The 22,839-nt window shown below is 71.7% G+C and carries 14 protein-coding genes; 10 read left to right on the top strand and 4 right to left on the bottom strand.

The window, feature by feature from the left end:
* Together ACWEFL_RS33570 and ACWEFL_RS33565 are read right to left on the bottom strand one after the other, a co-directional pair.
* The coding region (locus tag ACWEFL_RS33570) for an alpha/beta fold hydrolase (protein WP_451720265.1) at window positions 1–638 on the bottom strand (638 nt) is incomplete at its 3' end.
* Window positions 639–998: 360 nt separating this feature from the next.
* Window positions 999–1,667, bottom strand: a complete 669-nt coding sequence (locus tag ACWEFL_RS33565; protein ID WP_451720263.1) for a helix-turn-helix transcriptional regulator — start codon at window positions 1,665–1,667, stop codon at window positions 999–1,001.
* Between the two features lie 263 nt (window positions 1,668–1,930).
* Between ACWEFL_RS33565 and ACWEFL_RS33560 the strand changes: the two genes are divergently transcribed.
* Window positions 1,931–4,855, top strand: coding sequence for an AAA family ATPase (locus tag ACWEFL_RS33560; protein WP_451720260.1), 2,925 nt, complete (start codon window positions 1,931–1,933; stop codon window positions 4,853–4,855).
* Window positions 4,856–5,042: 187 nt separating this feature from the next.
* Here the strand turns inward: ACWEFL_RS33560 and ACWEFL_RS33555 are convergent, their stop codons facing one another.
* Entirely contained in the window at window positions 5,043–8,345 is a 3,303-nt protein-coding gene (locus ACWEFL_RS33555) for a right-handed parallel beta-helix repeat-containing protein (RefSeq protein ID WP_451720257.1), read from the bottom strand.
* An 83-nt stretch (window positions 8,346–8,428) separates the two neighbouring features.
* Between ACWEFL_RS33555 and ACWEFL_RS33550 the strand changes: the two genes are divergently transcribed.
* Window positions 8,429–9,610, top strand: a complete 1,182-nt coding sequence (locus ACWEFL_RS33550; protein ID WP_451720254.1) for a S8 family serine peptidase — start codon at window positions 8,429–8,431, stop codon at window positions 9,608–9,610.
* Window positions 9,611–10,038: 428 nt separating this feature from the next.
* Here ACWEFL_RS33550 and eccCa read toward each other — a convergent pair whose 3' ends face one another.
* Window positions 10,039–14,013, bottom strand: a complete 3,975-nt coding sequence (gene eccCa, locus ACWEFL_RS33545; protein ID WP_451720251.1) for a type VII secretion protein EccCa — start codon at window positions 14,011–14,013, stop codon at window positions 10,039–10,041.
* Between the two features lie 328 nt (window positions 14,014–14,341).
* Between eccCa and eccD the strand changes: the two genes are divergently transcribed.
* The 8 genes from eccD to ACWEFL_RS33505 all read left to right on the top strand — a co-directional run bounded on the left by eccD (window position 14,342) and on the right by ACWEFL_RS33505 (window position 22,836).
* Window positions 14,342–15,742: a type VII secretion integral membrane protein EccD gene (eccD, locus tag ACWEFL_RS33540; RefSeq protein WP_451720249.1), complete on the top strand. Its 1,401-nt coding sequence runs from the start codon at window positions 14,342–14,344 to the stop codon at window positions 15,740–15,742.
* A gap of 37 nt (window positions 15,743–15,779) precedes the next feature.
* On the top strand, window positions 15,780–17,243 hold the full coding sequence (eccB, locus tag ACWEFL_RS33535) for a type VII secretion protein EccB (protein WP_451720246.1): 1,464 nt from the start codon (window positions 15,780–15,782) through the stop codon (window positions 17,241–17,243).
* Window positions 17,244–17,377: 134 nt separating this feature from the next.
* Window positions 17,378–17,719, top strand: a complete 342-nt coding sequence (locus ACWEFL_RS33530; RefSeq protein WP_451720244.1) for a hypothetical protein — start codon at window positions 17,378–17,380, stop codon at window positions 17,717–17,719.
* Between the two features lie 64 nt (window positions 17,720–17,783).
* Window positions 17,784–18,104: a WXG100 family type VII secretion target gene (locus ACWEFL_RS33525; protein WP_451720241.1), complete on the top strand. Its 321-nt coding sequence runs from the start codon at window positions 17,784–17,786 to the stop codon at window positions 18,102–18,104.
* A 36-nt stretch (window positions 18,105–18,140) separates the two neighbouring features.
* On the top strand, window positions 18,141–18,644 hold the full coding sequence (locus tag ACWEFL_RS33520; RefSeq protein WP_451720239.1) for a type VII secretion system-associated protein: 504 nt from the start codon (window positions 18,141–18,143) through the stop codon (window positions 18,642–18,644).
* A 61-nt stretch (window positions 18,645–18,705) separates the two neighbouring features.
* Complete coding sequence (locus tag ACWEFL_RS33515; protein ID WP_451720236.1) at window positions 18,706–21,942, top strand: AAWKG family protein; 3,237 nt, start codon at window positions 18,706–18,708, stop codon at window positions 21,940–21,942.
* 22 nt (window positions 21,943–21,964) lie between these two features.
* Window positions 21,965–22,462, top strand: a complete 498-nt coding sequence (locus ACWEFL_RS33510; protein ID WP_451720233.1) for a YbaB/EbfC family nucleoid-associated protein — start codon at window positions 21,965–21,967, stop codon at window positions 22,460–22,462.
* Entirely contained in the window at window positions 22,459–22,836 is a 378-nt protein-coding gene (locus ACWEFL_RS33505; RefSeq protein WP_451720231.1) for a hypothetical protein, read from the top strand. Before ACWEFL_RS33510 ends, ACWEFL_RS33505 begins: the two co-directional genes overlap by 4 nt.
* Window positions 22,837–22,839 lie beyond the last annotated feature (3 nt).

The raw sequence follows: 22,839 nt of genomic DNA, 5'->3' as shown, positions 1-22,839 counted from the left end.
TCGGCGCGGAAGTCGGTGGGCCAGGTCAGGGGGGCGGCCGCGGCGGCGATGGGGCCGGAGCCGGTGGCGGTGTTCCAGGCGTGGCGGACGGCTTCTTCGCTGACGCGGGTGCCGAGGTTCTCGTCGAGGTTGTAGAAGTCGTGGTAGAAGCCGGTGAAGAAGGCGTAGCGGTCCTTCTTGACGGCCTGGGAGACGCCTTCGAAGAAGGAGGGGGGTGCGGCGCCGTCGGGGTTGTCGTCGGTGATGGCGAGGTACGGTTCGAGGGCGGCGAGGAAGACCGCTTTGGCGACGCGGTCGGAGCCGTAGACCGAGAGGTAGCGGGCGACTTCCCCGGTGCCCATGGAGAAGCCGACCAGGACCGCGTCGTCCAGGTCCAGCGCCTCCAGCAGGACATGGAGGTCGGCGGCGAAGGTGTCGTAGTCGTAACCGGTCGAGGGCTGGCTGGACTTCCCGAAACCGCGCCGGTCGTAGGTGATCACCCGGTACCCGGCGTCCAGCAGGACCGGAACCTGCCCCTCCCACGAGTTCCCGTCCAGCGGATACCCGTGGATCAGCACCACCGGCTGCCCCGCCCCCTTGTCCTCGTAGTGCAGCTCGATGTCCACACTGTTCTCCGTACCGACCTTGATACGCCCCATGATCCTGACCCCTTCCGGGAGTTCGATATGTGGTGTGTACTGCGTTCCGGCAGGAGGAAGGCACGACCGGTGCCACTTCACGCGCGATGTCGTTCCGGCAACGGGATGTGCCGGTCTGAGCCGACTCTCCGAGTGGCCCGCCCCCCGACGGGCCACTGAGCGGCCACCGTCGCACTCCGTCCTGCCGTGACCGGGCTCGAGGCGCTGTGTGGTCGTCCGCCGTCGCCTGATGCTGTGTGCGTGATGCTGCGTGCGCTTCACCCGATCCCGCCTCCCGGCCCGCGCCTGTCCGCAGGGCCGCCGGGGAAGGCGGCGGGCGGACCGTACTGCCCGCGCGTTCGGTTTCGGATGCCCGTACGGTCAGATGTAGCCTTCACGCAAGGCATGTGCCACGGCGTGTGCCCGATTGCGCAGGTTCAGTCGGGTGGTTATGCCGTGCATGACGTTCTTGACGGTGCGTTCGGAGTAGGACAACTTGGCGGCGATCTCCTGGGTGTCGAACCCCTCGGCGACTAGCCGCAGGACGTCCAACTCGCGCTCCGTCAGCCCGGAGGAGCGAGCGCCGGGACGCCCGGACGTACCGCGCTTCAGCGAGCCCATCTGGGTGATGAGCCGGCCCTGCAGGTCGGCGGGCAGGTCGGCGTCGCCGCGGGCGGCCGCGAGCACGGCCTGCACCAGGCGGGTCGCGGTGGCCTGGTGCCGCCACACGATGGCGCCGACCCCGCGCTCGATCACTTCGAGCAGTTCCGTCTCCCGCAGGGCGCCCACGACGAGCACCACCCGCGCGCCGTCGCCGCGCAGCAGCCGGCGCAGCCGGGTCAGCGCGGCCTCGTCCAGTGTGTCCTCGACGAGCAGGGCCACCGTGCCGGGACCGGACCCGGGCTCGTCCTGGAGGACTACCTCCGGTTGCCGGCGCAGCTTGCTGAGCGTTCCTTCGCGGGAGATCGGATCAGGAGCGTGCACCGCCACGGGTATCCGGTCCGCGGTGCTCCCCGTGCCGGGGCGTGCGATGGGCGTTGAGCTGAGCAATTGTTCCCCCTGTATCACTTTGCGCGCCACCTCAGTGGGATCGGTGGCGGGAGTGCGCTTCCCACACTCCGGTGGCGAGGGGACAGGTGCAACCGTGGAGCACCACGAGCACGACCACGAGATCAGGGCCGTGGTGGACCACCACCACGGCGGCCCGCGCGGTTTCACCGGTCCTGGGTCCCACCGCCGGGGGTCCTGTCCTATCACCGCGTCGCGGGGGTGGCCACCCCTGACCGTCGCAGACCTCACGGGAGGAGACAGGGATGTCCGAACGGAGACGTGACCAACCGCGTGAACACCGTGAAGTCGCCGCTCTGTTGGCGTCCGCGGCCGCTCGCGCTCGGGCCGGCGCCGGCGGCGTGGTGGTGGTGCGCGGGGCCACCGGCACCGGCCGGACCACTGTCCTGGAGGCCGCCGCCGACGAGGCCGCCGCCCACGGCATGCGGGTGCTGCGGGCCCGCTGCTCGCCGGGCGACGCCACCGTGCCCTTCGCCACGGTCCTCCAACTCCTCGGCCCGCTGGTGGGGTCGGAGGCACTGGAGGCGTCCGGCGGCGAGCGGGAGCGGGCCGCACTGCTGTGCCGGGCGCTGCGCTCGTACGCCGCCGAGTCGCCACTGTTCCTCGCCGTGGACGACGTCCACCTCGCCGAACCTCAGTCGTACGGCTGGATGGTGGAGTCCGCCCGGCACATGGACGTGTTACCGCTGCCGTTGCTGCTGGTCGTCACCGAGCGCGCCCAGTACGACATCGACCTGCCCGCGCCCGGCTTCGCCCACACCCTCCCGCCCGCCCGCGTGCGCGTCCACACCCTCGCCCCGCTCTCCGCGGAGTCGGCGGCCGAACTGGTGCGCGCGGAGTTCCCGGCGGCCACCGAGGCGTGGGTCGACAGCGCCGTACGGGCCGGCTCGGGCAGCCCGTTGCTGCTGCGTGCCCTCCTGCGCGACCTCGCCGACCTCGCCGGCCTCGGTGCTCCGGGCGGGCATCCGGCCGTACCGGAGACCGCTGCCGCGCTGTACCCGGGTGCCTACCAGGCGGCTGTGCGGTGGTGGCTGGAGAGCGCCGGTCCCGGCACGGTGGAGGTGGCGAGGTCCCTGGCCGCCCTCGACGAGGCGTGCGACGGTGAGACGGTGGGGCCCGGCCCCGACGCTTCCGTCACCGGCCTGGGCCCCCCGCTCGGGGAACTGACGGGCTTCGACCCCGCCCGGACGACCGGCTGGCTCACCGCGATGACGCACCTGGGCGTGCTGCGTCTCGTCGCCGGATCGCGCCCTCACCGTCCAGCCGGCCCCACGACGTCCGGCCCGCACGCGCGGGCCGGACGTCACGGGACCGGCCCCGAGCCGCTCCCGTACGACGGCCCGCGCCCGGGGGCCGTCGCCCGCCTCCGCTACGCCCATCCCCTGCTGCGGGACGCGGTGCTCACCGGAGTGCCCGTGGAGCGTCGCCGGGCGGTACGCCGGGCAGCCGCCGAGATGGCGCTGCACCTCGGCGTCCCCGCCGAGACGGTGGCCTGGCAACTGCTGATGTCCGACCCCGTGGGCGCCACCTGGGCGCCGGCCGTGCTCCGGGACGCCGCGTCGCTCGCCCTGGGGGCCGGGCGCGCCGACGACGCCGTCGCGTTCCTGCGCCGGGCGCTGGAGGAGCCGCTGGAGGACGGGCAACGGCAGCGGCTGCTGACCGAGCTGGGCTCACTGGAGTACGCGAGCCCGGAGTGCTCGGCGGCCGGCATCCCCCGGCTCTCCGAGGCGCTGCGGCTGCCCGGCACCCCGCAGGACCGGGTGCGCGCGGCCGTGGCCCTGGGCACCGCGCTGAGCGGGCGCGGCAGGACCCGTGCCGCCGTGGAGGTGCTGCGTACGCTGGACGGCGAACTCGCCGACCGCCCCGAGGCGATCGGGCCCCTGCAGACCGCGTCCGCCCTGCTGTCCGACCGGGACCAGTCCGTCCGTGAGGAGGTGTACCGGTGGCTGTGCGACATCGTCGCCCGATCGCCTGGACGGGCGGGCCCGGCGACCAGGGCGCTGCTCGTGCGGTACGCGGCCGCCGCCTCCCTGGCCTCGGCGGATAAGGCGATGCTGCGGCTGCACGAGTTGCTCGCCGAGCCTGCCGACCCGGCCACCGAGCCCTTCCTGCTGGGGACGGCCGCCGCGGTCGCTCAGTGGGCCGACCACCTCGACGAGGCCGAACGGCTCGTGGAGCGCGGCCTGGCCGGTCTGCGGCCCGGCCTGCTGCATCCCATGCACGAGGCGCTGCTCAACGTACGGGCCGACATCGCGGCGGCGCGGGGCGAGTACGCACGACTGCCGGACGAGCCTCCCGGCATCGCGCACACCGGGCCCTCCCATATACATGCCCATACCCTGATCGCGCTCGTGGAGACCTGCCGTCCCGTCGAGGCCGGGCGGCTCGCGGACGGCTTCGATCTGCGGGCGGCCCCCGACTCCGCGGACCTGAACCAGTTCCTGTACGCGCGGGGCGTGCACCGTTTCGCGGCGGGTGACATGACAGGGGCGCTGCACGACTTCCTGGAGTGCGGCCGGCGCCAGTCGGCCCGTGACGTGGAGAGTCCGGTGGTCACACCGTGGCGTTCGGCCGCCGCCGAGTGCCGGCTCGCCCTCGGCTGTCCCGAGAAGGCACGCGCGCTGGCCGAGGAGGAACTGCGCCTGGCCCGGGTGTGGGGCACACCGCGCACGGTGGGCCGCGCGCTGCGTGTCCTCGGCACGGTGACCGGCGGCCGGCGGGGGCTGGAACTGACGGAGGAGGCCGTAGGGCTGCTGCGGGACGCGCCCGCCGCCACGGAGACGGAACTGGTGTCCGCGCTGATCGCGCGGGGTCGGTTGCTGACCACGGCCGGGAACGGCTCTTCCGAGCGATCCCGGGCCCGCGGCAGCCTCCGGGAGGCGGCTGAACGCGCCGAGCGCCTGGGGGCGCCGCGGCTGTGGACGCTCGCGGAGGAGTCCCTGCGTGAGAGCGGCGCCCGCCGTACCGCCTCCGCCCGCACCGGTTCCGGCTCCCTCACCCACAGCGAGCGCCGCATCGCCCGGCTGGCCGCCGACGGGCACACGAACACGGAGATCGCCGGCCTGCTCTACCTGGCCCGGCGCACCGTGGAGACCCATCTCACCAGCACGTACAAGAAGTTGGGGATACGGCGGCGGGGTGAGCTGAAGGAGGCGCTGGGCGGCGGGTAGCGCACGGGCCCGGCGGTGGGGAAGGTCCTCAAGCCCACCGCCGACGGTGCCCGCCGCTCCTCCTTTCGCCCGTGGCGGTGACCAGACGGTATGGCACAAGCGCGGGCACCACGACCGCTCAGGCGGTCGCCCCCGAGGCGGCCGGGGACGACTTCGCCGACGTGGGGAGCGCACCGCCCCGGTCACGTCAGCCGCCCACCCCCAGGCCCGCCGCCGGCAGGTCCTCCGGCAGCAGGGTCCGCAGTTCCTCCACGCTCGGCCGGCCCACGCCGGTCAGGCGGCGTGCCTGGTGGGTGACCATCGTTTCCAGCAGCTGCCGGGCCAGCCGTGCGTTGCCGAAGGCACGGCCGCGCGGCACCGCGTCGATGTGGGTGCGCAGCGCCTCCAGGGTGAGGGCCGGACAGGTGTAGCCGCTCTCGTCGGCGTGCCGCTCCATGATGGTGAGCAGTTCGTCGGTGGAGTAGTCCTCGAACTCGACGAAGCGGGAGAAGCGAGAGGCCAGACCGGGGTTGGAGGCCAGGAAGCCGCGCATCTCCTCGGTGTAGCCGGCGACGATGACCACGACCTCGTCCCGGTGGTCCTCCATCAGCTTCAGCAGGGTGTCCACGGCCTCCCGGCCGAAGTCCGAGCCGGCGCCCTCCGGGGTGAGGGTGTACGCCTCGTCGATGAACAGCACCCCGCCCAGCGCGCTCTGGAACACCTCCTTGGTGAGCTGCGCGGTGTGGCCGACGTAGCGTCCCACCAGGTCCGCGCGCGCCACCTCCACCAACTGGCCGCGCGAGAGCACCCCCAGCGAGGCCAGCAGGTCGGCGTAGAGCCGGGCCACCGTGGTCTTGCCGGTGCCGGGTGCGCCGGAGAACACCAGGTGCTGGCTGATCCTCGGCGCGGGCAGCCCCGCCGCCTCGCGCTGCTTGGCCGTGGTGAGCAGGCTGACCAGGTCGGTGACTTCGCGTTTCACGGCGTGCAGGCCCACCATCGCCTCCAGCTTCGCCAGCATCGTCTCCCGGTCCTCGGCCACCGTTCGCGGGTTCGCGGCGGACTCGCTGACGTCCTCCGGCAGCAGCAGCGTCAGGTCGCGCTCGGCGGGCTCGTCCATGGTGGCCAGTCGGATCGCCTGGCGGTCGACCATCTCCTCGAACACCCGGCGCGCGGCCCGGCCGTTGCCGAAGGCCGCGCCGCGCTCCATGCCCTCGTAGTACGCGTTGAGCGCCCGGGAGGTGCCCGGCCCCAGCTCGTACTGGTGGGTGCGGCACATGCTCTCGGTGATCGTGACCAGCTCGTCGACCGAGTAGTTGCCGAACTCGATGGTGCGGGTGAAGCGGGAGGCCAGACCGGGGTTGGAGGAGAGGAAGCCGTCCATCTCCGAGGAGTAGCCGGCCGCGATCACCGCCACGTCCTCCCGGTGGTCCTCCATCAGTTTCAGCAGGGTGTCCACGGCCTCGCGGCCGAAGTCGTTCGAGGAGCCTCCCGAGGTGAGGGTGTACGCCTCGTCGATGAAGAGGACCCCGCCGATCGCCTTCTTGAACGCCTCCGTCGTCTTGATCGCGGTACCGCCGATCACCTGCGCCACCAGGTCGGCGCGGGAGACCTCCACCAGGTGGCCCTCCGGCAGCACGCCCAGCTGCGCCAGGATCGAGCCGTAGAGCCGGGCCACCGTGGTCTTGCCGGTGCCGGGCGGCCCCGCGAAGACCAGATGACGGCTCATCGACGGCACCGGCATCCCCAACTGCTTGCGGCGCTGCGCCAGTTGGTTGAGGTTGACCAGCGTGCGGACCTGGTGCTTCACGCCCTCCAGGCCGATCAGCGCCTCCAGTTCCTCCAGCGGATCCTTCGGACCCGCGTCCTGGCCCGGCGCGCCGGGCGCGCCGCCGCCGGCTGCCGCGTCCACGCCCCAGGAGTCCGGGGAGCCGTTGTCCGTGCTGGCCAGCTCCACGACCTCCAGCCGGTCCCCGGCCCGGCTCTGGGTCAGGCCCGCGCCGCGGTTGTCGTGTACCGCGCAGCCGTCGACGGTCACCGGCTCCGCGGTGTCCACCCGGACGCCGTCGCCGACGTTGCCGTGGACGTCGCAGGATCGCAGCTCCGCGCGGGAACCCGCGGCCAGCAGCACACCGTGCGCGCCGGCCCCGGAGATCCGCGTCCGGGTCAGGGACGCCTCTCCGCCGTCCTCCACCCAGACCCCGGAGGAGCCGCAGCCCTCGACCTCCGTGTCCCGGACGGTGGCCACGCCCTCCCGGCCCACCGACACGGCCGCCTCGCCGCAGGCGCGCAGCGCGCAGTCGTCGAACAGGGCCTGCGCCCCGGCGACGATCCGCAGCCCGGCCCCGGCCGCCCGCTCCACGACGCAGAACTCCAGCCGTCCGCGGCCGTCGTCGTCCGCCAGCACGCCGTGGCGGCCCGCTCCGGTGATGTGGGCCCTGCGGATCAGCGGGTTGGCGTGCGTGCGGACGAGGACGCCGCTGCCGCGGGCGTCGGTCACGTCCAGCCGGTCGAACTCCGCGGTCGAGTGCTCGGTGAGCTGCACCGCCGCCTCCGGGTCGGCGCAGTCGCGTACCGTCGTACGCAGGAAGGACGGGGTACTGGAGTCGGTGACCCTGATCGCGGCCCCGCTCGCCGAGTCGAACGCGCAGTCCTCGAAGGTGCCCCGTGACCGCTCGGTGACGAGCAGTCCGTGCCCCTTGGTCCGGGTCGTCGTGCACCGGCGCAGCAGGGGGTCGGCGCCCGCCGACAGGGTGATGCCCGGTCCGGAGGTGCCGGACACCGTGACGTCCTCCAGGACCGGGCGGGCGGCGCTGGTCAGGTAGACGCCGACCGTGCTGTCGCGGACCGTGGTGTGCACGACCCGCGTGGTGCTGCTGCCCTCCAGCGCCAGGGCGGGTTTGTCGGTGCCGCTGATGTCGCAGGCTTCGATGGTGCCCTGCGCCTCGCCGTTGGCCAGCACGCCGTTGCCGCGGGCGTCGCGGATCCGGCAGTCGCGCACGGTTGACCGGGCGCTCTCGCTGAGCACGACGGCCGAGGAGCCGAGGTTCTCCAGTACGCAGTCCTCGATGACGCTCGGCTCCGCGGAGGTGTCCACGACCCCCGCGCCCTCCCGGTTGGTGACGCGGCAGCCGCGCATCGCCAGCGCCCCGGTCTGGCGGGCGAGCAGCGCCGTCCAGCCCGAGCCGATCACCGTGCAGCGGTCCATCGCCACTTGGCCGCGCGGCGCGTCCACCACCGCGACGTCCTCGCTGCCGCCGCGCAGCACCAGGTCGGTGAGCATCACCGCGTCGGCGACCAGCGTGAGCGCGGTGCCGCGGCGCGGGCAGATCTCCACCGACCCCGGCTCGCCCTCGCCGACGATCGTGACGCGGGTGCGCACCGTGAGGTTCTCGGCGTAGCGGCCGGGCCCTACTTGGATGACCGCGCCCGTCCGTGCCGCGGCCAGTGCCTCGCCGATGGTCCGGAACTCGTCCGACTGTCCCTGACCCACCGTCAGTACTTGCCGTGACACGCTTGCCCCTCCTGCTTCTCATGTGTCTCATGCGCAACCGGGGGCTCTCCGGTCCCGCCTTCACGTCGCCTACCATGTGCCGCATGTTGTACGACCGTTGCCGCCGATTCACGGCCCTCGCGGTCGCCGCCGCGATACCCGCCCTGGTGCTGGCCCCACCGGCCCGCGCCGACGGCCACGACCCGGTGAGCCTTCCGCCGCTGCGCCTGCGGATGGCCGCCGAAGACTCCTGTGCGACCGCCTCCGCCAAGACCGCGCGTATGCGCCCGTGGACCCATCAGGCGCTCCAGCTCTCCCGTGCCTGGCAGCTCACTCGGGGCGCGGGTGTCACGGTAGCCGTCGTGGACACCGGCGTCGGAGCCCGGACTCCCGCACTGGCGGGCCGGGTCACCGCCGTGGGCGGGGCCGGCCAGGACTGCGTGGGGCACGGGAGCTTCGCCGCCGGGCTGATCGCCGCGGCGCCCACCGGACAGGGAGGCGTCACGGGCGTCGCCCCCGACGCCCGGATCCTCGCTTTGCGGGGAACCGACAGCCGCGGTGTCCCGGACGCCCGGCTCGTCGCGCGCGGCATCCGTGACGCCGTGGACGCGGACGCCCGCGTCGTCTACGTGGGCCAGGTGCTCGACCGCGGAAGCCCGGAACTGGCCGCCGCGATCGAGCACGCGAGCGCCGAGGACGTGCTCGTCGTCGCCCCCGCCGTACCGGACGTCGCCCCCGATGGCGCGGGGGGCAGGCCGGACACCCGGGCCCGCCCCTACTGGCCGGCCCGGCTGCCCGCGGTGCTGTCGGTGGTCGACCACGGTCCGGGGGGCGGTCGGCCGGAGAACGCGCCCGTCGCCCTCGACCCCGATCTGTCCGCCCCCGGCGACGCCGTGGTCGGCATCGGCGTCCGCGGCTCCGGGCACTTCATCGGTTCCGGATCCTCGCTGGCCGCCGCTCATGTCGCGGGGACGGCCGCGCTCATCCGCGCCTACCAGCCGAAGCTGGACGTCGCCGCCACCGTGCGCCGTCTGACCGAGGCCGCCTATCCCGAGCACACTCCCCGGCTCGACGTCTACGCGGCGCTGACCGCGCTGCTCCCGGACGGCCGGGCCCCTGCGGCGGCGAAGCCCGCGCCCGCCGAGGTCCCCGCCTCCGCCTCCGCGCGCCCGCGTGCCCGCGCCATGGTGATCGGCGGCGTCGCCCTGGCGGTAGTGCTGCTGGTGGGCGCGGCGATGGTCGTCGTCCCGCTGGGCAAGGCGAGGGGCTGGCGCCCGGCCGGCTAGGGCGTGTCGCGGAATCCACGGCCCGCGCCCGCCGTGGGGGCCTGCCGGGGCCGAACGCCCCTCGGGGGTCGATCGCGTCCGTACGGAAGGCACTTCGCCGGTCCGTACGGGACAGGCTTCGCCGTCCGGGCACCGGGGCCGGACCCCCGCACCGGACGCGCCGCGCGTTCTCGCCGTACCGGACGCGCCCACCGAACCGGCGACGGGCCCCGGTGCGACGGCGGAAGCACCGGCCCCGAGCACACGGCCGGGCGGGCCGAAGGTGAGCCCGGGACGCCGCCCGACAGGCGGGCCCGGCGGCGTGCCGCGCTCGCCCGGTCCCGGCTCCGCCCGCGCGGCGACGCCCCGGGTCCCGCCGTGCCGGGCGTACGGAACCCGGGTGCCGGGCCCGTGCCCCGGCCGGGTCGCTCTCCGTGTGGCCGAGCCGGTCACGGGGCGTCCGTGTCGACCAGCGCCGTCTGGACGTCGGTGTTCTTGCGGCGGGTGATCCACATCCCGCGACCGGGGATCAGATGGCGGCCCTTGATATTGCCGAACACATAGCCTTCGGTCGGAGGGCAGGACAGCAGCAGGCCGGGGGTGTTGACCTCCAGCAGACGCCGCATCAGCGGGTCGTTCAGCCCACGGGCGGCGCCACCCGCCGAACGGGCCACCACCAGGTGCATGCCCACCTCGTAGCCCAGCGCCAGATGGTCGGCCAGCGGGCCGAAGGGCTGGTTCATCGCGCCGCCGCCTGCGACCATGTCGTAGTCGTCGACCAGTACGAACAGCCGTGGACCGGTCCACCAGTCGCACTGCCGCATCCGCGACGGCGCGATGTCCGGGCCGGGCAACCGGGTGCGCACCGCCCGCCCCACGCCGTCCACCATCTCCTTGAGCGCGTCCAGCGACACCGCGTGCCCCAGCCGGTAGTCGTCGGGTACCGCCTCCACCAGGTCCCGCCGGTAGTCGACCACCATGATCCGTGCCTCGGCGGGGGTGAACCGCTCGGTGATCGCCTTCGCCATCAGCCGCAGCAGGTTGGTCTTGCCGCTCTCCGTGTCGCCGACGACGATCAGATGCGGGGTCGCCGTGAAGTCGTGCCACAGCGTGCCCATCCTCTCCTCCTCGACGCCCAGCGCCACCCGCAGACCGTCTTCCCCGGCGGCGGGCAGTTCGGCGGCCGGCAGCAGCGTGGGCAGCATCCGGACCGGCGGCGCGGGCGGGCCCGACCAGTGCTCGCTCACCCGGGCGACCAGGTCCGCCACCCCGTCGGAGAGGTCCGCGGCGGTGGTACGGCCGTCCAGCCGCGGCAGCGCGGTCAGGTAATGCAGCTTCGAGTCTCGGGTCAGGCCCCGGCCCGCCACCCGCGGCACCTTGGCCGCCTTGCGCACATCGACCGAGGAGTCCATGGGGTCGCCCATCCGCAGCTCCAGCCGGGTGCCCGCCTGGTCGCGCACCGCCGCGGGCAGCTCCACCCAGCGGGCGGTGGTGACCACCAGATGGATGCCGTAGTTCAGACCGCGCTGCGCCAGCGCGCCGAACGTGGAGACGTGCTGGTCGTAGTCCTGGCGGACCGTGGGCCACCCGTCGATCACCAGGAACACGTCGCCGTAGGGCTCGTCGGGGAATTCCCCGTTCTCCCTGCGCCGCCGGAAGGACGCCATGGAGTCGATGCCGTGCTCCAGGAAGAACCCCTCGCGGCGGGCCAGCAGGGCGGTGACCTCGGCGATCACCCGCCCCACCCGCTCCCGGTCCGCCCGTGCCGCGACCCCGCCCATATGCGGTAGACCGACCAGCCCGGAGAGCGTGCCGCCGCCGAAGTCCAGGCAGTAGAACTGCACATCGCGCGGGGTGTGGGTGAGGGCGAGGGAGGTCATCAGCGTGCGCAGCAGCGTCGACTTGCCGCTCTGCGGGCCGCCCGCGACGGCCATATGGCCCCCGGCGCCCGACAGGTCCACCATCAGCGGGTCACGGCGCTGGTCGAAGGGCCGGTCCACGATGCCCACCGGCGCCTTGAGCCGCCCCCGCAGCGCCGTGCAGGTCAGCCCGTACTCCGGGTGCGGCTCCAGCGGGCCCAGCAGCTCGTCCAGGGTGGACGGCTCGCCCAGCGGAGGCAGCCACACCTGGTGGGCCGGAGGCCCAGCGTCCCTCATCCGTTCCACCGCCACCGACAGCAGCGACTGGCCCTCCTCCTCCGTCTGCCCGCTCTCCTCACGCTCCTCCTCCGGCGGATCGGGCAGTTGCCGGGGCACCACCCAGCCCGAAGTCCACGGCACCACCTGGCTCGCCACCCGTGCCTGGTTCACCGAGCCGCTGCGCGGCCGGTAGGGGCCGGAGACGTACGCGGCGCGGAACCGGGTCAGCGCCTCCACACCGCTCTTGATGAAGCCGCTGCCCGGCGTCGGCGGCAGCTCGTAGGCGTCCGGCACCCCGAGCACCCCGCGGCTCTCCATCGCCGAGAAGGTCCGCAGACCGATCCGGTACGACAGATGCGACTCCAACTGGTGCATCCGGCCCTCGTCCAGCCGCTGCGAGGCGAGCAGCAGATGCACTCCGAGGCTGCGCCCGAGCCGCCCGATCATCACGAACAGCTCCATGAACTCGCGGTGAGCGGACAGTAGTTCACTGAACTCGTCCACCACGATGAACAGGCTCGGCAGCGGATCCAGCGGCGCGCCGTCGGCCCGCGCCTTCTCGTACTCCAGCGCCGAGGTGTAGTTGCCCGCGGCCCGCAGCAGCTCCTGGCGGCGTATCAGCTCGCCGTGCACCGCGTCCTGCATACGGGCGACCAGCTCCACCTCGTCCGCCAGGTTGGTGATCACCGCGGAGGTGTGCGGGAGTTCGTCCAGGCCGAGGAAGGTCGCGCCGCCCTTGAAGTCCACCAGGACGAAGTTCAGCGTCTCGGAGGAGTTGGTCAGCGCCAGCGCCAGCACCAGGGTGCGCAGCAGCTCGCTCTTGCCCGAACCGGTGGCGCCGATGAGCATGCCGTGCGGCCCGGTGCCGCCCTGCGCCGACTCCTTGATGTCCAGCTCCACCGGCTCTCCGCCGGGGCCCAACGCGATCGGCACCCGCAGCCGCTCCGAGCGGGTGCGGCGCTCCCACAGGGACGCCGGGTCGTGGCGGTGCAGGTCGGCGATGCCGAGCAGGGTGGTCAGCTCGGTGTCGGCGGCCATCGGCTCGCCCGTGTCCCGCCTCATGCCCATCCGGTAGGGCGCCAGCCGCTTGGCGAGCGACACCGCGGTCGCCACGCCCATCGCGTCCGGCCGCCCCAGGGAGGTGAACTGCTCCTTGCGCTCCCGGTCGGTGCGCACCAGCCGCATCTCCTCCTCTTCGAGGTCCAGACGGAGTGTCACCCGGCCCGGGCGCCAGGTCAGCGCGCCGTCCAGGTCCAGCAGCACCGTGTTGCGGAAGCCCGGCCCGTCCGCCCGATGTCCGGACGGGAGCGTGATTCCGTCGAGCACGATCACGACGTACGGTTCCTCGCGGCCGGGCCGCGCCTCCGGGTCGAACGCGGCCCGCTCGGCGAACTCCACGCCGAGCAGGTCGTCCAGCTCGTTCACCGAGGTGACCACCATCCGTACCGCGCCCGCGCCGTCCGTCTCCACCTGGTGCAGGTTGTGCGGCAGCCACTTCACCCACTCCCAGTCCGCGCGCCGGTCGTCGGCCGCGCACACCGCGATCCAGACGTCCTCGGGTGAGTGCACCACCGCGAGTTGGGCCACCATCGCCCGTGCCAGCGCGCGGATCCGCTCCTGGTCCCCACGGAACAACACCCGTGCCCAGGTGCGCAGATATACCGCGATCGGCTGGTCGGGGACGGTGGAGTAGGCGCGGATGAAGCTGCGCAGCGCGTGGGCGCTCAACGGTTCCAGGTCCTCCACCGGTTTGGTGGACAGCGGTGCCAGGTCCACGCCCAGTTTCTGGTTCCCGATCGCGACCCGCACCTCGCCGAAGTCGTCGTCCGTCGGGCGTCGTTCCCACAGGCGGCTCGTGCCCACCAGCGACCACAGGGCGCCCGGCGCGGGATGCCGCCAGGCCAGTGCCCGCTGCTGTTCGGCGACCATGGCGCGTACCTTGCGGCGTACCTGGCGCAGATAGCGGAGATAGTCCCGCCGCTCGCCCTTCAGCCGCTGCTTGCGCTCGCTGCTGCGGCGTACGTACTGGCCGAGCACCATCGCGGCGGCGGAGACCACCATCATCCCCAGCGCCAGATAGATGAACACGCCGCTCTTGGCGCCGCCGGGGCGCATGTACATCAGCATCATGGACACCGACATCAGCGCCATCGGCAGGTAGTTCCAGACCGCCGAGCTGTCGGGGGTGACCTCCGGCAGCGTGGGCGGCTCCTGAAGGCTCAGCTCCCCGTCGGGCATGTCCGGTCCGCGCCTGCGGGCGGGCCGACGGAACAGGATGGTACTCAACGAGCGCTCTCCTTCGGGGTGCCTCGGAGGGGCACGGGCACGACTCGGGTACGGGGAATCGGGGCCGCGGTCCGCGGCGGCGCGGAGCGGTGAAACGGGGGAACGGGCCGTCAGGGCAGACAGAACGGGCGAAGGGGCGCATGCCGCCGCAGCCGACCCCATGAGGCGAAACCCACCAGCCGGGGACAGTCTACGATCCGTGTCACGGTTCACTCGGGCGGAGGAACGCGAGGAGCCGGTCCAAGTGTGCAGCGCGACGGCGCGCACGTCCAACGATCCACCTTTACCAGGCCCTTGGCGTCTCCTGACGAAGCGTGAGTTTTCCCCCATGAGCGACAGCACCACGTCCGGACTGTGCCGCGTCACCGTGCGCGCTCCGGCCAAGTCCATCGATCTCGCGGTCCCCGCCGACGTTCCCGTCGCCGACCTGCTGCCCACTCTGGTGCGGCACGCGGGCGACGATCTGGACGAGGAGGGCCTGGAACACGGCGGCTGGGTTCTCCAGCGGCTCGGCGGCTCCTCTCTCGACGAGGACACCGGCCTCGCGGCACTCGGCGTGCTCGACGGCGAGACCCTGTACCTCAGACCACGTACCGACGCCCTGCCCGAGGTCCTGCTCGACGACATCGTCGAGGGCATCGCCGGGACGATGGAGCGGCGGCCCTTCGGCTGGAGTCCTTCGGCCTCACGCCGCGTCCTGCTGGGCCTGCTGGTGCTCACCCTGGGCGCCGGACTCTCCGTCCTGGCCTGGCCCGGACCCTCCGGCGAACTGCGCGCCCTGGCGGCCGCCGTCACCGGCCTGCTGCTCCTGGGCGGCGCGGGTTCCGCCAGCCGCGCGGTCGGCGACGCGGAGGCGGGCGCCGCCCTCGGGTTCGCCGCGGCCCCCTTCTTCGCGCTGGCCGGCTGGCTGCTGCCGGGCGGCGACCTCGGCGGCCCGGACCACTGGGAGGTGATGGGCGCCCGGCTGCTCGCCGCGGGGGCGGCCGCGGCCGGCGGGGCGATGCTCGCCGTCGCCGCCGTCGCCGCGTTCGCCGCGCTCTTCCTGGCCCTGGTGGTGGTGGCCGCCGCCGGGGTCGGGGCCGGTGCCCTGATGACGGCCGGCGACCTCGGCCCCGGGCACGCGGCCGGCGTGGTCGCCCTGGTCGCGGTGTTGTTCGGCGCGTTCGTACCGTCGATGTCGTTCCGGCTGTCCGGTCTGCGGATGCCGCCGCTGCCCTCCAACGCCGAGCAGCTCCAGGAGGGCATCGAACCGCACTCCCCGTCCGCGATCGCCGCCCGCACCGCGGTCGCCGACGGCTGGATGACCGGCCTGTACGCCGCGACCGCCGCCGTCTGCGCGGCCTGCCTGATGGGCCTCATGCACCGGCCGACCCTGCCCACCGTCCTGACGTCGGCCGCCCTGTCGCTGCTGTTGCTGCTGCACAGCCGCGGCCTCGGGAACATCCTCCAGCGGCTCTCCCTCGTCACCGCCGGTGTGTGGGGCGGAGCGCTCCTGGTGTACGACACCGCCGCGGACGCCGACGCGGGCGGGCGGCTGCTGCTGGTCGCCGGACTCCTCGTGGCCGGCGCCGCCATCGCCATCGCCTCCTGGACCGTCCCGGGCCGCCGTCTGGTGCCCTACTGGGGCCGGGCCGCCGAGATCCTGCACTCCGCCATGGCCATCAGCCTGCTTCCGCTGGCCCTGTGGGTGCTCGGTGTCTACGGCTGGCTACGCGCCCTCAACAGCTGACCGTCCCCCAACAGCTGACCCTAAGGACCGACCACCGATGCAGAACAAGCGCGATCAGGTCCAGGCCCATATGTTCCTGATGGGCCGGCTCACCTCCAGCATGCTCCGCTCCGACCCGGACGCCCCCGAGAGCCCCCAGGGCCGTACCAACCGCGGCATCGCGATCGGCGTCATCATCGCGATCCTGGTGGCCGTGGGCGCGTTCGTCGTCGGCCTCGTCAGCCCCGGCAAGCAGAACTCCTGGCAGACCTCCGGCGGCCTCATCGTCGACAAGGGCACCGGCGCCCGCTATCTCTACCTGGACGGACGGCTGCGCCCGGTGCGCAACTACGCCTCGGCCAAACTGATCGCCGGCGCCAAACTGTCCACCACCACCGTGAGCACCGCCTCCCTGATGGGCGTGCCGCGCGGCACGCCCATCGGCATCCCCGGCGCCCCCGACGAACTGCCCGCAGCGGGCGATCTGTCGCAGGACGCCTGGCGGATGTGCGTCACCGAAACCCCGCGCGGCGCGGGCCGCACCCAGACGGTGACCACCCTCGCCGTCGCGCACGACGGCGGCGGCGACCGCCTGGCCCCCTCCGAGGGGCTGCTGGTGGCCGGGCCCGACGGCAGCGACTATCTGCTCTGGCAGGGCAGCCGGCTCCGCCTGAACCGCGACTCCGCGGCCAGGGAGGCCCTGGGCTACGCCTCGGTGCGGCCGGTGCCGGTCTCCGCCGCCTTTCTCAACGCCCTGCCCGCCGGACCCGACCTCGCGGCCCCCGCCGTCGAGGGGCTCGGCGACGCGGGCCCGAACCTGGGCGGCCGGGCCACCAAAGTGGGCCAGGTCTTCACCCTCGCGGTGCCCGGCGCCGAGGAGCGCCACTACCTGCTGCGCGCCGACGGCCTGGCTCCCCTCACCGCCACCGAACTCGCCCTGCTGCTGGCCGATCCGCGCGTCCGGGCCGAGGCGTACGACGGCCGTACGCCCGTCGCGGCCCCCCTGACCTCCGAGGCTCTGCGAGGCCATCCGGTGCCCCCCACCGGACGGACCGAGGGCCTGGGCGAGAAGCCGAAGACCCCGCCGAGGGCGGTGAGCGTCCCCCGGGACCGCACCCCGTGCGCACTGGTCACGCCCGACGGCGAGGGCGCACGGTTCGCCGTCGCGCTGCCCCCCACCACCGGACTGGGCCCGGTCGCCCAGCACTCCTCCGGCGTCTCCGCCGCCGCCTGTCTGCCCGTGGACCGGGTCACCGTGCCGCCGGGACGGGGCGCGCTGGTGCGGCTGGTGGGCGCGGGCGGGGGTGCGGTGGGCGGCACCCTCTACCTGGTCACGGAGACCGGGGTGAAGTACCGGCTGGCCAGCGCCAAAGCGATCGAGGCCCTCGGCTACAAGAGCGTCAAACCGGGCGAGATGCCGGCGCTGATGCTGGCAATGCTGCCCTCCGGACCCGACCTGCACCCCGAGGCCGCCGAGGCGGGCCGCGCCTCGGTGACCGCCCCCCGGTGCGCCTGGCGGTAGACGGGAAACTCCGGGGCGACAACGGAAAAACAATCCGGCGGCAAGGTGGACCGGCCGGAATGCAATCGGGGCTGCCTAGCATCGGCTGCTCCGGACATTCCGAAGAGCCGATGAGACCCAGGGAGAGGTGAGGCATGTCCCTCAACGGCATGCAGCAGTCCAACGAGTCGGATACCCGCAAGGGCATCCAGGCTCTGGAGATGGCGTTCACCCAGATCACCCAGAGCCGTCAGGGTGTGGAGAACACCAGGAACAACCTCATGGCCCACTACCAGGGCGCGGACGGCGGGGCCTTCGGGCAGCTCGTCGAGAAGTGGGAGGCGAACTGCAACACCGTCCTGTTCAACGTCCAGGACATGATCGAAGCGTTGAACCAGACCCTGGTCGAGCACGGCAAGCAGCAGGGCTCCGCGGTCGAAGAGATCAACCAGGCGTACACCCAGTCCGACGCCATCTTCGACCAGCTGCGCGGCTGACCCGCCCCATCGGGCCGCCCTCTTCGCAGCCGACTCCGCACCCGACCCGAGACGAGGACACGCAATGGACTTCACCGACGGCTATATCTACGTCGACTACTCGCAGATGACCAACGCCGCCGACGAGCTCGTCCACCAGACCAAGAGGATCTCCACCATCCTCGTCACTCTGGAGGCGGAACTGAACGCCCTGCGCAACTCCTGGGTCGGTGACGACAAGGACGTCTACGCAGAGAAACAGAAGGCGTGGAACGGCGCGGTCGAGGCGATGGAGGGCATCCTCACCCAGCACGCCAATCTGCTGGGCCGCATCTCGGAGCAGTACGACTACAGCAGCAAGTCCCTGACCCAGATGTGGGAGTCGGTGACGATTGGCGGCCGCTGATGCGGCCGACGCACCACAGCACCCGAGGAGACGTAGATGGCGGAGCCGCAAGACCCGAAATCCGAGACCGGCAAACTCAGCCTGGACAAGGCCGGTCTGGAGTCCTTCCTCAGGGAGCGCGTCGAACCCTTCCGGACGGATCTGAAGAGCATCTCGGAGGACAACGAGTTCGGTCTCGCCATGGCATATCTCTCCGGAAAACTCGACCTCAGCAGCGTCCAAAACTACGGCGAAGCGCATCCGCTGCGCCTCGGGATGATGGTGAACGGAAAATACCTGAACAACCAGGGCGTCGAATTCAACACAGCCGTCAAACGAACGGCAACGGGCCTGAACGGGATCTACGAGGATCAGACCAAGCTCTTCCAGGACCTCGAAGAGAACCTTCGCACCACGATCGACACGCTCTTCAGCACTCAGGCGGGCAACCTGGTGGACATCGACGGCCAGGACTTCCTGGACGTGTTCGAGGACGTGGAGTCCGGTCTGTCCGGCTCGCAGATCAGCGGTGGAGGCGGCGGGGGCGATGAGGACGCCTGACCGCCGCCGTATCCCGCCCGCACACGCCCCATCCTGACCATACGCCCGGAGAGATCCCGTCATGGCTGAAGAAAATGTCAAACCCGCGACTTCCCATGACGATTACTGGCGCGACGCCGTGCATGCGCTCACCGGCTATGAGTTGCCCAAGCGCGGGACCGTGTTCAACTCGCTGCTCGGCAACGACAAGATCCCCCTGATGCGGGTGGAGTTCGACGATTATCCCGGGCCTGCCGAAGACGCGGCGCTTGACCCCGTACACGACCAGAACTGGCGCTATGAGAACGCCGGCTGGCGGATCAACAACACCGACTTCCTCGTCCCGTTCTTCTCGGGCATGCACGGGCCGATCGGCGAGGCCCCGGTGGGCACCAGGGTCAAGATGAAGAGGGCCCGTGTCACTTTGCTCGGCACCGCCAGCACCGACGACCCGCCGGCCGGCGGTGTGGTGGCGGGCACTCAGTTCACGAGCCATCTCGGCCATGATTTCGAGGAACAGAGCAAGGACACGGTCTGGAGCAACGAGGATCTGGCGGCGTACAGCTACGGTGGCGGTCTGGCGCTGGGCAAACTGCTGCACGACGAGAAATCCCAACCCTTCAGCTGGCAGGGCATCCCTGTGACGGACTTGGGCGCGGTGGACCTGGAGTCCTTCTACGAGAGCGCCAGAGCCTTCGACCGGGTTGCGCTCTTCTTCGAGCACCGATTGAAGGACCTCAGGGACTGGGAGTTCGACCTGGGTCGGCAGGAGGCGTCCTGGAAGGGCAGGGCCGCAGGCGTCTTCAAGGACATCATCCACGGCTTGGTACGCACCTACGAGTCCTACAGTGAGCAGTTCCCGATGGCGGACAAGTCCGAGTCCGTCTATGGACAACACCTTCGAAGTGTCGCCAAGCAGATCTACAACGCCGCATACCAATTGAAACTCACGTGGGACAGCTGGCAGTTGCTGACCGGTAATCCGCTGCGCTTTCTACACGACGTGCTGGTGGAAATCACCGATGGCGTCTGGCACAACAACCTCACCAAGGTCCGGTTCAAGTACAACATCACGTACAACACTTACGGCAGCACCAGCACCAGTGGCTACCACTACGTCAAGGAGCCGGGTTTCACCGCCGAAGCGCAGACCCAAGAAACGTCGGATACCCACGGAACGCCGAAGATGACGAGCTTCGGAATGCTGGAGGACAAGGAGACCTGGAAGAAGATCGGTGAGGAGGCCATCCGCCGCTGGCAGGAGACGGTGGAGAACGTCCTCGTCACAGCCGGCAAGCGGGCCCTCATCGAGGTTCAGAGTGCCTTGGACGACCACCGGTTGCCGCAGAAGGTGCACACCGAGACGATCAGCCTCAGCGAGCTGCTGGCCAAGGACCAGGCCGCCCGGGCGCGTGCCGAGGCCGAGGAGGAGAAAAAGAAAGCCGAAGAGGAGAAGAAAAAGGCCGAGGAGGAGAAGAAGGAGGCGGAGGAGGAGAAAAAGAAGGCCGAGGAGGAGTGGAAACTCAAGCAGGAGGAGCTGGAGCGCAAACAGGCCGAGAAGGAAGCCGAGCAGAAGCTCAAGCAGGAGGAGCTGGAGCGCAAGCAGGCCGAGAAGGAAGCGGAGGCCGAGCGCAAGCGAGCGGAGGCAGAGGCCAAGCAAGAGGCCAAGCAGCAGGAGCTGGAACGTAAACAGGCCGAGAAAGAAGCCGAGCAAGAGGCCAAGCGGGAGGAGGCAGAGGCCAAACAGGAGGCCAAACAGCAAGAACTGGAACGTAAACAGGCCGAGAAAGAAGCCGAGCAAGAGGCCAAGCGGGAGGAGTTGGAGCGTAAGCAGGAGGCCAAGCAGGCCGAGCAGGAAGCCAAGCAGGAAGAACGGCAGGCGGAGGCCGAACGCAAACAGGAGGAGGCCCAGCGCAGGCAGGAGGAGCGGGAGCAGCAGGCGCAGGCGCAGGCGCAGCAGATGCTGATGATGCAGCAGGCCCGTGCCGACCAGGAGCGGCAGCGCAAGGAGCAGGAAGAACGGCAGGCGGAAGCGGAGCTCAAGCAGGAGGAGAAGGAGCGCGAGCAGGAGGCCAAGCAGGAAGAGTTGGAACGTAAGCAGGAAGAACGGCAGGCGGAAGCGGACCGCAAGCGGGAGGAGTTGGAGCGCAAGCAGGAGGAGAAGCAGGCCGAGCAAGAGGCCAAGCAGGAGGAGCGCCAGGCCGAGGCGGACCGCAAACAGGCCGAAGCCGAACGCAAACAAGAAGAGAGGCAAGCCGAGCAGGAACAGCGACGGATCCGGACCGAGGCCGAGTACGCGGCCCGGCAGGAGGAGCAGCGGCGGGAGGCCGAGGCGCGGCAGGAAGAGCAGCGGCGCGAGGTCGAGAAGCGGCAGGCGGAGGCCGACCGCAGACAGGCCGAGGCCGAGAAGCGCGCCGAACGGCAGATGCAGGACCCGGGACGAAGCTCCGGCTCCTCCGGCGACTTGCCCCGCGACGGACTGCGACCGCCGGGAGGCTACGGGGCCAACCCCGCATACGCCACCTCCACGCTCAACCCGAACGGCACAGTCACCCTCGACTACCCCGACGGTTCCTCACGCACCATCAACCCCGCCACCGGGGAGGTGGTCACCACCCTGCCCGACGGCTCCACCCGCGTCGACAACCTGCGGCCGGGCGAATCGATCAGGAACAGCGACGGCACCGTCTCCCGGCTCGACGGCGACGGCCGTCTCGTCACCACCGCGCGCGACGGCTCCGTCAGCGTCCTCGATCCCGACCGCGGCACCGTCACCACCACCCGGCCCGACGGCTCCGTCATCACCACCCCGATCGAACGGGGACAGACCCTCCCCTCCGCACTCGGCAGCGGCGGTGCGCCGGGCTCCGGCTCCCTCTATTCCTCGCCCTACCCGTCCCGCTACGAGGAAGAGCTGTACGACAGAATCGTCGATTCCCCCCACGCCTCCCAACACGGCATGGGCGCCGGCAACGGCGCCGGCGGTGGGATGCCGATGATGCCGCCGGGCATGCGGATGGGCGGCGGCGGGGCGGGAGGCGCGGAGGGCGAACGCGTCCGCGGCACCATGGACGACTCGCAGCCGGCCGCCACCCGCCGCGGCCGGAGCGGCCAGGACGAGCAGGTGTCGGCGGCGCAGCGCGGCGGTCTCTCCACGGCCTCCCCGGGCATGCCCTTCATGCCGCCGATGGGCGGCCAGGGGGGCGGCGGCCAGCAGCAGACCGAGAGCGGCGACCGGGAGCGGGCGTCCTGGGTGGAGGAGGACGAGGACGTATGGGGCACGGACGAGGGCGGCGCTCCCGCCGTCATCGGCCGCTGAACGAGACCGGAGAACAGACCAGATGAGTGAACCGATCCAGGAACGGCTGGCGAAGGCGATGGCCCAGTTGGAGGAGACCCGGCAGGCCGTCGCCGCCGCGGAGCAGCGGCTGCGTGCGACCAGCGTCACCATGCGCTCCCGTGACCGCAGTGTCGAGGTCACCGTCGACGCGCAGGGCCACCTCGCCGACGTGCGCTTCCTCGACGGCAAGTACCGCACGATGGGAGCCGCCCAGCTCGCCGCCTCGGTGATCGAGGCGGCACGGCAGGGCGAGGCGGAGATGGCTCGTACCGTGATGGAGGCGTTCCGCCCGCTGGCCGAGAGCACCGGGGCCCGCCCGGACGTCGAAGGCGCGGGCGTCGACTGGGACGACGTGTTCGGTCCCCTCATGGAGAGCGTCAAGCGGGGCGAGTCCGCCCGCCGCGGCACCGACGACCGGCTCCGCGACGAGATCACCGAGGACGGCGAGGCCACCCCGTCCGCGGCGGACGGCGGGAACGACCGGAGGAAGAACCGATGACGGGGGGCGGATACGGCTCCTACGAGGCGGACCCGGTCCGGCTGGCGGCGTTCATCTCCGAGACCCGGGAAATGGGCAAGGAGTTCCAGGGGCTCGCGGACGCGTTTTCGCAGGCTGTGGAACCGACCCACAGGTTCTACGGAATCACCGGCGTCCACGACGACTACGCGGACGAGATGGAGCCGAGGGTCGACGGGGAGCGCGACTACGTCATCGAATGCCTGGGGCAGATCTCCACCGCCTTCACCGGTATCACCGAGGGCCACTTCCAGGAACTGCGGAACATCAAGTCCACCCAGGGCCAGATCATGGACGACATCGGCTCGCTGGGGGGCGGGCTCGAGGCCCCGGGCGAGGGCGGCGGAAAGCACTGACCT

It is taken from the genome of Streptomyces sp. NPDC004838 (assembly GCF_053600955.1).
Note: the sequence above shows the minus strand (reverse complement) of the source record. Positions and strands in the feature narration are given on the sequence as shown.